The 13,986-nt window shown below is 63.8% G+C and carries 17 protein-coding genes; 12 read left to right on the top strand and 5 right to left on the bottom strand.

The genetic code is table 11. The annotated features are described in order from the left end of the window. Positions 1-272: helix-turn-helix domain-containing protein (locus tag EN949_RS24965; RefSeq protein ID WP_127371805.1), on the top strand; the 272-nt coding region annotated here is incomplete at its 5' end. 5 nt (positions 273-277) lie between these two features. Here the strand turns inward: EN949_RS24965 and EN949_RS24960 are convergent. Then, complete coding sequence (locus EN949_RS24960) at positions 278-835, bottom strand: sugar O-acetyltransferase (protein WP_127370748.1); 558 nt, start codon at positions 833-835, stop codon at positions 278-280. 136 nt (positions 836-971) lie between these two features. Here EN949_RS24960 and EN949_RS24955 point away from each other — a divergent pair, with 136 nt between their 5' ends. The 4 genes from EN949_RS24955 to EN949_RS24940 all read left to right on the top strand — a co-directional run bounded on the left by EN949_RS24955 (position 972) and on the right by EN949_RS24940 (position 5,244). Beyond that, positions 972-1,433: a membrane protein gene (locus EN949_RS24955; RefSeq protein WP_027162181.1), complete on the top strand. Its 462-nt coding sequence runs from the start codon at positions 972-974 to the stop codon at positions 1,431-1,433. Further along, positions 1,430-2,806, top strand: a complete 1,377-nt coding sequence (locus EN949_RS24950; protein WP_127367041.1) for an FAD-containing oxidoreductase — start codon at positions 1,430-1,432, stop codon at positions 2,804-2,806. Before EN949_RS24955 ends, EN949_RS24950 begins: the two co-directional genes overlap by 4 nt. Before the next feature lie 126 nt (positions 2,807-2,932). Next, a complete protein-coding gene (locus EN949_RS24945; RefSeq protein WP_127367042.1) occupies positions 2,933-4,102 on the top strand; it encodes an MFS transporter in 1,170 nt (389 codons plus the stop codon). An 86-nt stretch (positions 4,103-4,188) separates the two neighbouring features. Further along, positions 4,189-5,244, top strand: a complete 1,056-nt coding sequence (locus EN949_RS24940) for a succinylglutamate desuccinylase/aspartoacylase family protein (protein ID WP_127367043.1) — start codon at positions 4,189-4,191, stop codon at positions 5,242-5,244. 1 nt (position 5,245) lies between these two features. Here EN949_RS24940 and EN949_RS24935 read toward each other — a convergent pair whose 3' ends face one another. Beyond that, a complete protein-coding gene (locus tag EN949_RS24935) occupies positions 5,246-6,016 on the bottom strand; it encodes an isocitrate lyase/phosphoenolpyruvate mutase family protein (protein ID WP_127370747.1) in 771 nt (256 codons plus the stop codon). A 319-nt stretch (positions 6,017-6,335) separates the two neighbouring features. Between EN949_RS24935 and EN949_RS24930 the strand changes: the two genes are divergently transcribed. Together EN949_RS24930 and EN949_RS24925 are read left to right on the top strand one after the other, a co-directional pair. Continuing rightward, positions 6,336-8,525 (top strand): anthranilate synthase, encoded by a 2,190-nt coding sequence (locus EN949_RS24930; RefSeq protein WP_024504524.1) that lies wholly within the window; start codon positions 6,336-6,338, stop codon positions 8,523-8,525. A 5-nt stretch (positions 8,526-8,530) separates the two neighbouring features. Then, positions 8,531-9,478: a cation diffusion facilitator family transporter gene (locus tag EN949_RS24925; protein WP_064994486.1), complete on the top strand. Its 948-nt coding sequence runs from the start codon at positions 8,531-8,533 to the stop codon at positions 9,476-9,478. 6 nt (positions 9,479-9,484) lie between these two features. Here the strand turns inward: EN949_RS24925 and EN949_RS24920 are convergent, their stop codons facing one another. The 3 genes from EN949_RS24920 to EN949_RS24910 form a co-directional block, all read right to left on the bottom strand. Next, entirely contained in the window at positions 9,485-9,871 is a 387-nt protein-coding gene (locus EN949_RS24920; RefSeq protein ID WP_127366666.1) for a type II toxin-antitoxin system VapC family toxin, read from the bottom strand. After that, positions 9,868-10,113, bottom strand: a complete 246-nt coding sequence (gene vapB, locus EN949_RS24915) for a type II toxin-antitoxin system VapB family antitoxin (protein ID WP_023760667.1) — start codon at positions 10,111-10,113, stop codon at positions 9,868-9,870. Before vapB ends, EN949_RS24920 begins: the two co-directional genes overlap by 4 nt. 66 nt (positions 10,114-10,179) lie before the next feature. After that, complete coding sequence (locus tag EN949_RS24910) at positions 10,180-11,298, bottom strand: hypothetical protein (RefSeq protein ID WP_127370746.1); 1,119 nt, start codon at positions 11,296-11,298, stop codon at positions 10,180-10,182. A gap of 102 nt (positions 11,299-11,400) precedes the next feature. On the opposite strand from EN949_RS24910, the gene EN949_RS24905 reads away from it, so the two are divergent. The 5 genes from EN949_RS24905 to EN949_RS24885 form a co-directional block, all read left to right on the top strand. Then, positions 11,401-11,838, top strand: coding sequence for a DsrE family protein (locus tag EN949_RS24905; RefSeq protein ID WP_013529935.1), 438 nt, complete (start codon positions 11,401-11,403; stop codon positions 11,836-11,838). A 125-nt stretch (positions 11,839-11,963) separates the two neighbouring features. Further along, a complete protein-coding gene (locus EN949_RS24900; RefSeq protein ID WP_013529934.1) occupies positions 11,964-12,743 on the top strand; it encodes an SDR family oxidoreductase in 780 nt (259 codons plus the stop codon). Between the two features lie 63 nt (positions 12,744-12,806). Then, on the top strand, positions 12,807-13,115 hold the full coding sequence (locus EN949_RS24895; protein WP_013529933.1) for a putative quinol monooxygenase: 309 nt from the start codon (positions 12,807-12,809) through the stop codon (positions 13,113-13,115). A gap of 28 nt (positions 13,116-13,143) precedes the next feature. Continuing rightward, on the top strand, positions 13,144-13,389 hold the full coding sequence (locus tag EN949_RS24890) for a type II toxin-antitoxin system Phd/YefM family antitoxin (RefSeq protein ID WP_013529932.1): 246 nt from the start codon (positions 13,144-13,146) through the stop codon (positions 13,387-13,389). 91 nt (positions 13,390-13,480) lie between these two features. Continuing rightward, a partial coding sequence (locus EN949_RS24885; RefSeq protein WP_206534966.1) for an AbrB family transcriptional regulator occupies positions 13,481-13,986 on the top strand: 506 nt, incomplete at its 3' end.

Raw genomic sequence — 13,986 nt, 5'->3', positions numbered from 1 at the left:
CCCGCCGCACCTTTACCCGTCGCTTTCAGAAATCGATCGGCGCCAGCTTTGGCGATTGGCTGACCAGCCAGCGGATCGAACTGGCGCAGCGTTTGCTGGAAGCGACGGAGAAATCCATGGACATGATCGCCTTCGAAGCCGGCTTCGGCAGCGCCACCTCGCTGCGCCAGCATTTTGCCGCGAGACTGAGGACATCGCCGGCGCAATACCGGCGCGAGTTTTCCAGGCGAGGCGATCAGGAAGAGCGCATGACGTATGTCCTGTCGTCCTGACCTGTTCAGCCCCGCTTGACCGGCCGCGCCGGATTGCCGATCACCGTGGCGTTCGCCGCCACGTCGCGCGTCACCACCGCACCGGCGCCGACGATGGCGCCTTCACCGATGCTGACGCCGCCAAGGATGACGGCTGAGCCGCCGATCCAGGCATTGGCGCCGATCTCGATCGGTCGGGCGACCTCCAGTCCGGCCTGCCGCCCACTGGCCTCCTTGTGATGCTCGGCGCAGTAGATCTGCACGTTCGGGCCGAGCAGCGTTGCCTTGCCGATGCGCACGCTTGCCGTGTCGAGGATGGTGCAGCCGGCATTGAGAAACACGCCGTCGCCGAGAAAGATGTTGAAGCCATAGGCGCAGTGGAACGGCGCCTCGATACGGGCGCCCTCGCCGGCTCTTCCCAGCAGTGCCTTCAGACCCGGCCCGAGATTGCCGCGTTGACGAGGCGGCAGCAAGTTGTGCTCGAACACCGCATCGCGCGCTATCATCCGCAACGACTCCAGTTCGTCATCGAGGCAGGTATACCATTCGCCGGCCACCATCTTCACGCGCTCGCTCTCAGCCATGATGCGGTCTCCAGTTCACGTCCTTGCAAAGCACAAGTGCAGCCAAAAGCGCCGATGCCAGTACTGGTCAAATATTGGACCTATGGTAGCCTGTGACTCAAGGCCGTCTTGGCCCGTGATCGAGGGGGGATCGACCATGCTCTACATTCTCGCACTTCTGATCGGCGTCATTGCCGGTCTTCGCGCCATGACGGCGCCGGCCGCCATTGCCTGGGGCGCTTATCTCGGCTGGCTGACGGTTGCCGGCACCTGGGCGAGCTTCATGAGCCACTGGGCGGCTGTCGGCATCTTCACCATCCTGGCCATTGTCGAGTTGGTCACCGACCAGTTGCCGTCGACGCCGAGCCGTAAAGTACCCCAGCAATTCGGCGCCCGCATCGTCATGGGCGCCTTCACAGGCGCGGTGATCGGCGCGACAGGCGGCGCCACCATCGGCGGCCTGATCGCGGGCGCCATCGGCGCTGTCATCGGCACGCTGGGCGGCGCCGAAGCTCGCGGCCGGCTCGCGGCCGCCTTCGGCAAGGATCCGCCCGCCGCCTTTATCGAGGACGCGGTGGCGATCATCGGCGGCCTGCTGATCGTAGCGGCGGTGGCATGACGACGAAAACCTTCGACGCCATCATCATCGGTGCCGGACAGGCTGGCCCTCCGCTGGCCGGGCGGCTGACGGCCGCCGGCATGAGCGTCGCACTGATCGAGCGCAAGCTGGTCGGCGGCACCTGCGTCAACACCGGCTGCATGCCGACCAAGACCATGGTCGCCAGCGCCTATGCCGCGCATCTGGCGCGCCGCGCCGCCGACTACGGCGTGACGCTCAGTGGCCCCGTCGGCGTCGACTATGCCAGGATCAAGGCGCGCAAGGACAAGGTGACGATCGACGCCCGCACCAATCTTGAGACCTGGATTGCCGGCATGGACAAGTGCACCCTCTATCGCGGCCATGCGCGTTTCGAATCCGCCAACACGGTGCGCGTCGGCGACGATCTTTTGACCGCCGAAAAGATCTTCCTCAACACCGGCGGCCGCGCCTCGGTGCCCGACCTTCCCGGCATCCACGACATCGACTATCTGACCAACTCGTCGATGATGGATCTCGATGTGCTGCCGCGCCATCTCGTCGTCGTCGGCGGCAGCTACATCTCGCTCGAATTCGCTCAGATGTTCCGCCGCTTCGGCGCGGAAGTCACCGTCGTCGAGAAGAGCCCGCGCCTGACCGGCCGCGAGGACGAGGATGTCTCCGCCGCCATCCTGTCGATCCTCGAAAACGAAGGCATCGCGGTCCATGTCGGCGCCGACGACATTGCCTTCGCCAGACAGGGTGACGACATCGCCGTGACCTTCTCCGCCGGCAAGCCACCGGCGGTCGGCTCGCATGTGCTGCTGGCGCTGGGGCGCACGCCCAACACCGACGATCTCGGCCTGGAAAGGGCCGGCGTCGAGGTCGACAAGCGCGGTTTTGTCACCGTCGACGACCAGCTGCGCACCAGCGTGCCCGACATCTGGGCGATGGGCGACTGCAACGGCAGGGGCGCCTTCACCCACACCTCCTACAACGACTACGAGATCGTCGCCGCCAATTTGCTCGACAACGATCCGCGGAGGGTCAGCGACCGGATCGAAGCCTATGCGCTCTACATCGACCCGCCGCTTGGCCGCTGCGGCATGACCGAGGCCGCAGTGAAGAAATCCGGCCGTCGCGCGCTGGTCGGCCAGCGGCCGATGACCCGCGTCGGCCGCGCTATCGAAAAGGGCGAGACGCAGGGTTTCATGAAAATCCTGGTCGATGCCGACACCAGGGAGATCCTCGGCTGCTCGGTGCTCGGCCCCGGCGGCGACGAGGCTATCCATTGTGTGCTCGACCTGATGTACGCCAAGGCGCCCGTCGACACGCTGGCGCGTGCCGTGCACATCCATCCCAATGTTTCGGAGTTGCTGCCCACCATTGCCCAGGAGCTGAAGCCGCTGGCGTGACAGCCCGTTGAAGACCCATTTTTAAAGCTCTTCCTTTTCTGCATCGCTGCAATGCAGCAATGCAGCTTGCGCACGGTGGCGTGCTTCGCGCAGTCTGGAATTGAACCGATTCAGTCTGGACGCACCATGCCCTTGCCGATCCTTGCGCTTGCCATTGCGTCCTTCTGCATCGGCACCACCGAATTCGTCATCATGGGCTTGCTGCCTGAGGTCGCCGCCGACCTCGGCGTGTCGATCCCCGCGGCGGGCCTGCTGGTTACCGGATATGCGCTGGGCGTCGTCTTCGGCGCCCCGATCGTCGCCATGGCCACTGCGCATTTGCCGCGCAAGCCGGTGCTGGTCGGGCTGGCCGTGCTGTTCGTCGTCGGCAATCTGTTTTGCGCCATCTCGCCCAACTACTGGACGCTGATGGCCGCGCGCGTCTTCACCGCTTTCGGCCACGGCGCCTTCTTCGGCATCGGCTCGGTCGTTGCCGCCAGCCTGGTGCCGCGCAACAAGCGCGCCAGCGCTATCGCGCTGATGTTCGCCGGGCTGACGCTGTCCAACATCCTGGGTGTTCCCGCCGGAACCGCACTTGGCGAAGCGTTCGGCTGGCGCTCCACCGTTGCCGTGGTCGGTATCGGCCTGATCTCGGTGGCAGCGATCGCCTGGTTGGTGCCGTCCGATGTCGCCGAGCCAAGCGGTGGCGGCCTGCGCGGCGAGCTGCGCGTGCTGGGCAAGCTGCAGGTCTGGCTGGCCATGCTGATCGCGGCGCTGACCTCCGCAAGCCTGTTCACCGTCTTCACCTACATCAAACCCTACCTCACCGAGGTATCGGGCTTGTCGACCTCGGCAGTCACGTGGGTTCTGCTGCTGTTCGGCGCGGGCATGACCATCGGCAACATCATCGGCGGCAGACTGGCCGACTGGAAACTGATGCCGACAGTGATCGGCACCCTGCTGCTGATGGCCCTGCTTTTCGTTGGATTCAGGCAGTTCGGCGCAATCGCCAGCGTTGCCATCGGCATCGTCTTCCTGTGGGGCCTGCTCATCTTCGTCGTCGTGCCGCCGTTGCAGATCCGGGTCGTCGAGGCGGCCTCCGAGGGACCGAACCTTGCCGCCACGCTGAACCAGGGCGCCTTCAATATCGGCAATGCCAGCGGCGCCTGGATAGGCGGCGTGGCCCTGTCCGCCGGTGTTTCCTATGCCAATTTGCCGCTGGTCGGCGCAGCACTCGCTGTTTTGGCGGTCACCGTCGCTGTGCTGTCGCAGGCGCTGGACCGGCGCGCGCCGGTCATCCCGCTTCCGGCTGAATAGCCTCTTGCGCCCATAGCGCGGCAGGCTGGACCAATCGACATCGGCGCCTTCAAATCGCATGTCTCTCGCTCCTGATGGAGGAAGTCATGCAGAAATCGATCGAACGCATCGCCGGGGAAAGCGAAGGGGTTTCCTACGAATTCCCGCTGTTCCGCTTCACTGGTTCTGACAAGGCTGCTCCTTCGGCCTATCTGCAGGCGGCACTCCATGCCGGCGAGTTGCCGGGTGTCGTCGCCATCGACGCGCTGATGCCGATGCTTGCCAGGGCGGAGGCCGAAGGCCGCATCAAGGGCAACCTCACCATCGTGCCCTGGGCCAACCCGATCGGCCGGGCGCAATATCATTTCGGCGAGCATCAGGGCCGCTTCCATCTCAGCACGCGCACCAATTTCAACCGCGGCTTTCCGCTGCTAACGGCGCCCGACACAGCGCTCTTGCCCGACATTACCCTTGGCAGCGTCGACCAGCGGCTGAAGACGCGGCTGGTGCAGCTCTCGCTCGGCCACGACATCGTGCTCGACCTGCACTGCGATGACGAGGGCCTCGCCTATCTCTACGTCCACACCAGCCTGTGGCCTGCCATGGCCGATTGCGCCGCGGCCATGGGCGTCGACGCGGTCGTGCTGTGGAGCGAAGACACTGACGGCACCTTCGAGGGCGCCTCGATCATGCCCTATCAGAACGTCCCCGCCGATGTGGCCAAGCTCGACCGTCGCGTCGCCACCACCGTCGAATATCGCGGCATCCTCGATGTCGATGGTGCCTTGGCCGCCGCCGACGCCGACGGCCTCTACCGGCTGCTGGTGGCGCGCGGCGTGATCGCCGACAGCGCCCTGCCCGCGCCGGGTCCTTTCACCGGCTTCGTGGCGCCATTGGAAAACATCGACATGATGCCGGCGCCACGGGCCGGTGCCGTGCTCTACGACGTGAAGCCCGGCGACCGCGTCGCCAAGGGCGCGCGCCTCGCCACCATCGTCCATGCACCGGGTGAAGCCGATGGCCGCACCGAAGTGTTCGCACCGCAGGACGGCATCATCCTGACCCGCCGCTCGCGCCGCATCATCCGCGCCGGCGAAGATCTTCTGAAGCTGGTTGGCGACAGGAAGAGCACTGATGCCCGGTCGGGAACGCTGGAGGACTGACTTAGCCCGAAATAGCCAGTCGCGCTTTCGCCTCCAGCCATTCGGACATCTGCCGGTAAGGCATCGGGCCGTGACTGATGCGGGCGACACCCAGTTCCGCCAGCCGCTGGCGCGGCGGCACATGCGCCAGCGCAATGATGTTGACCGGCAACGCAATTGCCTTGCAGAGCGTCTCGATCAGGCCTTCGTCGCCAAGGCCCGGCGCAAAGAAGCCGTGCGCGCCGGCTTTTTCGAAGGCCTGTGCGCGCTCGATGGCCTGGTCGAGCAGAACGTCATCATGCGCATCCGGTTTCGCCTTGAGGAAGATGTCGGTTCGAGCGTTGATGAACGCCGGTATGCCGGAAGCCTTGACGGCCGCCGCCGCGGCTTCGATGCGCTTTGCCTGCACGGAAATGTCATGCAGGCCGCTGCCACCGACAATCTGATCCTCGAAATTGAAACCGATAGCGCCGGCCCGCAGCGCCAACGTCACCGTGCGAGCGACGATTTCCGGGTCAACGCCGTAGCCGCCCTCGAGGTCCATGGTCACCGGCAGGTCGACCGACCCGACGATGCGCTTGATGTTGTCGAGCGCCAGTTCCAGCGGGATTTTCTCGCCATCGGCGTAGCCGAACGCGGCCGCGACCGGCCAGCTTCCGGTGGCGATCGCCTTGGCACCCGCTTTCTCGATGATCTTGGCCGAACCCGGATCCCAGGCATTGTAGAGGACGACCGGGTTGCCCTTGACGTGGAGGGAATGAAACGTCCGCGCACGCTCGATCTGCTCGGTCATGGTTGTTTTCCCGTCTTCCTGCTGTTGGATGAGCACTCTAAGCGGCACTGTCGGCTCTGGCGATGTGCCATGAGCCTGAGAAGCGGCGGCCAACGAACAGACTTTCAAACCTGTTGCGCATCCTTCTTTTCGCAGCTATGGATTTCGCCATGAATATGCGTTCGATCAAGACCATTTGGTGGTGGGCCTGCTGACAGCGGCCTGTTCGAACACGTGCGCGTGAATAGAGAGGGTGGCCGCAACGGAAAGTCCGGGCGGCCATTTGTTTTTTCCAAGCCATTCCCGGGTCCGTTGCCCCAAGAAGCTGATGGAGACGGCAATGACGATGAAGGTTCTGGAAAACGGCGCGGAAAGTTTCGTGACCGCGGGTGGCATCACCATCACCCGCGCGCGCCACGACCGGCCGTATGCGGGCGCGATCGACGCTTACGTCGACGGCCTGAATTCGCGCCGCGGCGCGGTGTTTTCCTCCAACTATGAATATCCCGGCCGCTACACGCGCTGGGACACCGCCATCATCGACCCGCCTCTGGTTGTCTCCGCGCGCGGCCGCGCCATGCGTATCGAGGCGCTCAACGGCCGTGGCGAGGTGTTGTTGCCGGTCATCGGCAAGGCGCTGGATAGCCTGGCCGATATCACCATCGCCGAGACATCGAAAAGGCTCATCCGTCTCGACGTCGCCAAGCCCGGCCGTGTCTTCACGGAAGAAGAGCGCAGCCGTGTTCCTTCGGTGTTCACCGTACTGCGCGCCATCACCGCTCTGTTCAAGACCGAGGAAGACGCCAATCTTGGTCTCTACGGCGCTTTCGGCTACGACCTCGCCTTCCAGTTCGACCCGGTCGACTACAAGCTCGAACGCAAGCCAAGCCAGCGCGACCTGGTGCTGTTCCTGCCTGACGAGATCCTGGTCGTCGACCATTATTCGGCCAAGGCATGGACCGACCGCTACGACTATGCCGGCGAGGGTTTTTCGACCGAAGGGCTGCCGCGCGACGAAATCTCCGAGCCGTTCAAGAGCCCCGACCGCATCCCGCCGCGCGGCGACCATGAACCCGGCGAGTATGCCGACCTGGTGCGCAAGGCGATGGATTCGTTCAAGCGCGGCGACCTGTTCGAGGTCGTGCCGGGCCAGATGTTCTACGAGCGCTGCGAGACGCAGCCGTCCGAGATTTCGCGCAAGCTGAAGGCCATCAATCCGTCGCCCTATTCCTTCTTCATCAATCTGGGCGAAGGTGAATATCTGATCGGCGCCTCGCCCGAAATGTTCGTGCGCGTCAACGGCCGCCGCGTCGAGACCTGCCCGATCTCGGGCACCATCAAGCGCGGCGACGACGCAATTTCCGACTCAGAGCAGATCCTGAAACTGCTCAACTCGAAGAAAGACGAATCCGAGCTGACCATGTGCTCGGACGTCGACCGCAACGACAAGTCGCGGGTCTGCGAGCCGGGTTCGGTGCGCGTCATCGGCCGGCGCCAGATCGAGATGTATTCGCGCCTGATCCATACGGTCGACCACATCGAAGGCAGGCTGCGCGAAGGCATGGATGCCTTCGATGCCTTCCTGTCGCATGCCTGGGCGGTCACCGTCACCGGCGCGCCGAAGCTATGGGCCATGCGCTTTATCGAGCAGAACGAGAAGAGCCCGCGCGCCTGGTATGGCGGCGCGATCGGCATGGTCAATTTCAACGGCGACATGAACACCGGCCTGACGCTCCGCACCATCCGTATCAAGGACGGCATTGCCGAAGTGCGCGCCGGCGCCACATTGCTGTTCGACAGCATTCCCGAGGAAGAAGAAGCCGAAACCGAACTGAAGGCATCCGCCATGCTCTCCGCCATCCGCGACGCCAAGACAGGCAATTCCGCCAGCACCGAGCGCACCACCGCGCGCGTCGGCGACGGCGTCAACATCCTGCTGGTCGACCACGAGGACAGTTTCGTCCACACGCTGGCCAATTATTTTCGCCAGACCGGCGCCAACGTCTCGACCGTTCGCTCGCCGGTGCCTGAGGAAGTCTTCGACCGGCTGAAACCCGACCTCGTCGTGCTGTCGCCCGGCCCCGGCACGCCGAAGGACTTCGATTGCGCCGCAACCATCAAGAAGGCGCGCGCCCGCGAACTGCCGATCTTCGGCGTCTGCCTTGGCCTGCAGGCATTGGCCGAGGCCTATGGCGGCGAACTGCGGCAGCTGCACATACCGATGCACGGCAAGCCGTCGCGCATCCGCGTCTCCAAGCCCGGCATCATCTTCTCGGGCCTGCCCAAGGAAGTCACCGTCGGCCGCTACCACTCGATCTTTGCCGATCCGGTGCGGCTGCCCGACGATTTCATCGTCACGGCCGAGACCGAGGACGGCGTCATCATGGCCTTCGAGCACCGCAAGGAGCCGATCGCCGCAGTGCAATTCCACCCGGAATCGATCATGACGCTCGGGCACAATGCCGGCATGCGCATCATCGAGAACATCGTCGCCCACCTGCCGCGCAAGGCCAAGGAAAAGGCCGCCTGACGATCATGGCCGAAGCCGAGAACACGATGGCGATCGCGGCCAAGGCGGCCGCGAAGCGCAAGGTCGCGAACCTCGCCTTCTGGTCGATTATCGTCGCCTTTGTCGTGCTCGCGCTGAAAGCTGCCGCCTGGTACGTCACCGGCTCAGTCGCACTCTATTCGGACGCACTGGAATCGATCGTCAACGTCATCGCCTCGGTCGCCGCCTTCTGGGCGATCCAGATCAGCCACAAGCCGGCCGACCAGGATCATCCCTTCGGCCATCACAAGGCCGAGTATTTCTCGGCAGTGCTGGAAGGCGTGTTGATCGTGCTTGCCGCGCTATTGATCCTCAACGAGGTCTGGCGCTCCTGGCAGACTCCGTCACCCTTGGAACAGCCTTGGGAAGGTCTTGCGGTCAACGGCGTTGCCACGGTCATCAACGCCTTCTGGGCCTGGACGCTGATCCGCGCCGGCAGGGCGGAGAAATCACCGGCACTGGTCGCCGACGGCAACCACATCATGACCGACGTGGTGACCTCGATCGGGGTCTTCGGCGGCCTGGTCGGGGCGATCCTGACCGGTTGGCAGATCCTCGACCCCACACTTGCCGTCCTCGTGGCGCTGAACATTCTGTGGCAGGGCTGGCATGTCATCGGCTCGTCGATGAACGGGCTGATGGACCGCGCCGTCGACACCCAGGAGCACATGCGCATCCGCGACGTCATCTCGGCCAACTGCAAGGGCGCACTTGAAGTGCACGACCTCAAGACGCGCATCGCCGGCCGCGCCACCTTCATCGAGTTTCATCTGGTCGTCGACGCACACATGTCGGTCGGCGCCAGCCATGTCATCTGCGACCGCATCGAGGATGCGCTGAAGGCCGAAATCCCCTCGGTGCGCGTCACCATCCATGTCGAGCCCGACGACGAGGCCAAGCTGCCCAAGGGCACCACGGCCGTGCCGTTCGCATGAGGCGGTTCACCAGGTCTCGATTGAGAGATCTTTGATCCGCTCGAATTCCCGGACATTACGGGTCATCAGCGCAAGGTTCCGAGCGCGCGCTTGCCCACCGATCAACGCATCGTAGGGACCGATCGGAGTTCCTAACGTCGCAAGCGTTGCCCGAATCTCCCCAGCATGTCTTGCGTCTTCTCGGTCGAATTCGAGCACCGGGAACAGCAGAGCTTCGATGCGCGCCAAATTTTCAGCCCTTCGCTGGCTCTTTTCAGCACCATAGTGCAGTTCGTGCGCGACGATCGCAGAGAGGGCAAAGTCCTGCGGCCTGTGCCGTTTTAGCAGCGCCAACAGACCCGCGTCGCCCTTGATGACCGCGATGACGGCATTGGTGTCGAGCAGGTAGATCACTTGAAAACGTCATCCAAGGCAGGTCGATCCTGCCCGTCTTGACGTTCGAGCGCCGCCTCGGCGAAATCGTTATCAAGCGGTCCGATCACTTGGTCTAGCCACGCCCAGTCCTGCGCAAGCGGTTCCAGAATGACGGTTTGCCCGTGACGGCGGATCGAAACCTCATCTGTTTCGAAACGGAACTCCTTGGGCAGACGCACAGCTTGTGACCGGCCCGACCAGAACACTTTCGCCTTGTCCATCACGCTATCCTCAAATGAGATATAGCAAAGATATATCCCTTCATGGCGACGTAGACAAGTCCGAGCTCAGGGCGAGCAGGCCGATTGCGGCATTGGCTTCAGCCGATAGACCTTGTCGTCGGATTTCGTCTTTCCGGCGTCCGCCTTCGAACACAGGTCGACGATTGCAAGCGCGCTGTTTGGGTTGGCCAGCATCATCGTGCCGTTGGCGCCACGCTTGAGGAAAATCTCCTTCTGCGCGATGTCGCAGGAGAAATCGCTCATCTTCGTGCTGGCCGCGCAGCGCCACTGGTCGGCTTCGCCCTGGCAGGAATAGGTCTGCGTCACCTTGGCCGATTTCTGCCGTGTGGTGACGGTAACGGCAATGTCGGCGCCGTCTGGCCAATTGGCGGTGTCACCGCCCGAGGCGAAGGACGCCAGTTCTACCTTGCCGCGGAAAACCCGGATCGACTGGGTGAGTTGATCGGGGTGCGAGCCGAGATGCGCTGCATCGTAGTCGCGCCCATAGCAGAACGCCTGGTCCGGCTTCAGCCGCTCGCGTAGCGGAGCTCCGAGCGCAGCGGCGACTGGGTCGATGCGCGCGAACTCCGCCTGGCAGGTCGCTGCCGGCATCGGGTCGAGGCGGAAATTGTCATCCTCCGAGCCGAGCGCCTGCCTGTCATATTCCGCTGCGCCAAGCTCCTCTTCTGATCCGGCATCGAGATAGATGTCGGGCTGCAGATCCGAGAGGAACAGCCGACCCTTGTCATCGACCTTCAGCGACGCAAGCGTCCGGTCGCATTCCATGCCGCAATGGACCGGGCCCGTCTTGCCGTCCTCGGAAGCATGATTGCACCAGCCGCCGGCCCATTCAGGCGACTTGGCGCCGCGGACGGTGGTGGCGATGAAGGCATTGTAGGACGTGTCGGAATTCACGGTCGGCTCCTCGTTCGGCCGGCTGACCGGATCATGGCCGTAGTAGAAGAAGATCCGCGCCACCTTCTGCTTCGGGTGCGCTTTGAGATGCGCCGCATCATAGACGCGGCTGAAACAGGCATCAGCACCGTTCGGACTGAGTTCGGTGAGCTTCAGCGCATCGTCGGCGGAGGCCGATCCGGCAAGCGCGCCGAGCAGCACGGCGCAAAACCCGGCGCCGGCAACCGTCTTCCATTCCCCCAACCCAAACGCCCATTCCTTCAACGCCATGTGACCTCTCCTCCGCATCGAAAGGACGCAACGGCAATTTATGCTAGTATTGCGGCTGGAGTCACGCAATTCGCGGTCAGCCGCCAAGCGGAGGAGGATGCCATGCGCCGGCGCGATATGTTCCGCACGGTTCTTGCCGGAACCGGAACGCTTCTCGGTCTACGGGCAGCACAGGCAGCCGCCACCGAGCCCACAAGGCAAAAAGTCGCCTACCACTTGAGCGACACCGACAAGGTCAATTTCGTGCTCGGCAACATCAAGAACCATTATGAAGGCACCGGCGGCAAGGTCGACATCGTGCTGGTCGTGCATGGTCCCGCGCTCGCGGCCTTCAAGTCGAAAGGCATATCGGCCGCGATTTCCGGGCGCTTCGCCGGCCTGGTGCAGCAGGGACTGGAACCCCACGCCTGCGCCAACACCATGCACGGCATGGACATTACACTCCCCGACCTGCTCGCCGGATTTCATGCCGCCGACAAGGGCGGCGTCGTCAAACTCGCCGAACTGCAAGGCCAGGGTTACGCCTATCTGCGTCCGTAGAGCGGTTTGTTCGACGCAAATCCCCCGGGGAAAGCGCTCACACTTTTCCTTGAATTGCTCCAAGGCTTGAACACCGGGGTGGCAAGGGCCTACGAAGGGCAGGCAGACATCCCGGAGGAAGAACCGTGCCAGCCACCACACTCAGCATACCCGATCTTGCCGGCAAGGCAGTGCTGGTTACCGGTGCATCGACCGGCATCGGGGCGGCGCTCGCGCTGGCCTATGCAGCGCAGAAATGCAAGGTGGCGCTGCATTATAACTCGAGCCGCGACGCCGCCGAGAAGCTCGGCCTGACGATTGCCGACAAGGGCGGCGAGGTGTTTCTCGTCCAGGGCGATTTCTCCGTTGCCGCCGATGTCGAGCGCGTCGTCGAGGACAGTGCGCAATATTTCGGCCGCCTCGACGGGCTGGTCAACAATGCCGGCGGCATGCTCGGCCGCATCCCCTATGCCGAGCAGACCGAGGCGCATTACGATGCGGTGATGGACCTCAACGCCCGTTCGGTGCTGACTGCTTCGCGCAAGGCGATCCCGTGGCTGAAGAAACAGGGCGGCTTCATCGTCAACACCTCCTCGATCGCCGCCCGCAATGGTGCCGGCGGCGGCGCCGGGCTTTACGGCTCGGCCAAGGCTTTCGTCTCCAATGTGACGCGCGGCATGGCAAAGGAGCTGATCGGCTTCGGCATCCGCGTCAACGCGGTGGCGCCCGGCACCATTCTCACCCCGTTCCACGAGCGCTATTCGACCGACGAGCAGATCAAGGGCATGGTCGCCACCATTCCGCAGGGACGCGCCGGCACGGCGCAGGATTGCGTCGGCGCCTATCTGTTCCTCTCTTCCGACCTTCTCAGCGGCTACATCACCGGCCAGGTGATCGAGGTGAATGGCGGCCAGTTGATGCCTTGAACGGCTATCGGCATACTGGCGATCTGCACGCTCTTGTCGAAAACCTCAAAGGGAGACAACGGAATGTACGGACTGATCGGCAAGATGCGGGCGTCGCGCGGCCAGCGCGACGCGGTCATGGATCTCCTGCGCGCCAGCACCGGCGCCCTGCCGGGCTGCCTGAGCTATATCATCGCCCGCGATCCCGCGGACGCCGACGCGATCTGGGTCACCGAAGTGTGGACCGACGCCGAAAGCCACAAGGCCTCGCTGCAGCTTCCCGAAGTCCAGGCGGCGATCGCCAAGGCGCGGCCGTTCATCGCCGGCTTCGAATTCCAAGTCGAGACCCACCCCGTCGGCGGCTTCGGCCTAGCCGACAGCAAGACGGGGTGAGTTCGATGCCAATTTTGAGGAGCAATCTTTGACGCAGACAGTAAACATTCGCGATGCGAAAGCTCATCTGTCGCGCCTTGTGAGACGTGCAGCCCAAGGCGAGTCGTTTGTTATTGCCAAAGCCGGCAAGCCGTTGGCCAGAATCGTGCCGATCGAACAGCCGACGCTGCAGGCGCGACGGGTCGGTTTTATGGCCGGCCAGTTTTCCGTCCCCGACGATTTCGACCGCATGGGTCGCAATGAGATCGAGCAACGGTTCAACGCCGGCTTGTGAGACCTGTTACTCGACACCTGGGCGGGTGAAACAATCATTTTTCTGTGAATCGCGGTTCGCATTTTTCGCCCTGCGGGTCTAAGAGCGAAACATGGATTCCTCGGCCGAGCAGCCCTCCCCGGACCTGCCCACACTCAAGCGCATGGCGCGGATGCGCAAGCTCTGGCAGTGGCTTGCCCTGCTGGTTGTTTCCTTGCTGTTTGCCGGCGCGCTGGAACTCGCCGCCCTGCCGGCGGCGCTGCTGATCGGGCCGATGCTGGCGGCCATCGTCGCCGGCACCAATGGCGCCACGGTACGCGTGCCGCGTCTTCTGTTCGGCGCCGCCCAGGCGATCGTCGGCTGCCTCGTCGCGGCGTCGATCTCGGCCGACATCTTTCCGGTCTTCTACAAGGAATGGCCGCTGTTTCTTGGCGTCGTGGTGGCCACCGTCACAGCCTCCAGCCTGCTCGGCTGGCTGATCAGCCGCTGGCGCATCCTCCCCGGCACCACCGCCGTCTGGGGCTCGTCGCCGGGTGCGGCCACCGCCATGGTGCTGATGGCGGGTGCCTTCGGCGCCGATCAGCGGCTCGTCGCTTTCATGCAATATCTGCGCGTCAT

The sequence above is a fragment of the Mesorhizobium sp. M7A.F.Ca.US.007.01.2.1 genome, assembly GCF_003998165.1.
Taxonomy (GTDB): Bacteria; Pseudomonadota; Alphaproteobacteria; order Rhizobiales; family Rhizobiaceae; genus Mesorhizobium; species Mesorhizobium ciceri.
Note: the sequence above shows the minus strand (reverse complement) of the source record. Positions and strands in the feature narration are given on the sequence as shown.

Coding starts and splice junctions, on each gene's coding strand:
- vapB (WP_023760667.1), bottom strand. CDS start 10,113: ATGGACAAGGCGAAAGTGTTCTGGTCGGGCCGGTCACAAGCTGTGCGT.
- EN949_RS24895 (WP_013529933.1), top strand. CDS start 12,807: ATGTACGGACTGATCGGCAAGATGCGGGCGTCGCGCGGCCAGCGCGAC.
- EN949_RS24935 (WP_127370747.1), bottom strand. CDS start 6,016: ATGACCGAGCAGATCGAGCGTGCGCGGACGTTTCATTCCCTCCACGTC.
- EN949_RS24960 (WP_127370748.1), bottom strand. CDS start 835: ATGGCTGAGAGCGAGCGCGTGAAGATGGTGGCCGGCGAATGGTATACC.
- EN949_RS24940 (WP_127367043.1), top strand. CDS start 4,189: ATGCAGAAATCGATCGAACGCATCGCCGGGGAAAGCGAAGGGGTTTCC.
- EN949_RS24930 (WP_024504524.1), top strand. CDS start 6,336: ATGACGATGAAGGTTCTGGAAAACGGCGCGGAAAGTTTCGTGACCGCG.
- EN949_RS24955 (WP_027162181.1), top strand. CDS start 972: ATGCTCTACATTCTCGCACTTCTGATCGGCGTCATTGCCGGTCTTCGC.
- EN949_RS24945 (WP_127367042.1), top strand. CDS start 2,933: ATGCCCTTGCCGATCCTTGCGCTTGCCATTGCGTCCTTCTGCATCGGC.
- EN949_RS24905 (WP_013529935.1), top strand. CDS start 11,401: ATGCGCCGGCGCGATATGTTCCGCACGGTTCTTGCCGGAACCGGAACG.
- EN949_RS24910 (WP_127370746.1), bottom strand. CDS start 11,298: ATGGCGTTGAAGGAATGGGCGTTTGGGTTGGGGGAATGGAAGACGGTT.
- EN949_RS24950 (WP_127367041.1), top strand. CDS start 1,430: ATGACGACGAAAACCTTCGACGCCATCATCATCGGTGCCGGACAGGCT.
- EN949_RS24925 (WP_064994486.1), top strand. CDS start 8,531: ATGGCCGAAGCCGAGAACACGATGGCGATCGCGGCCAAGGCGGCCGCG.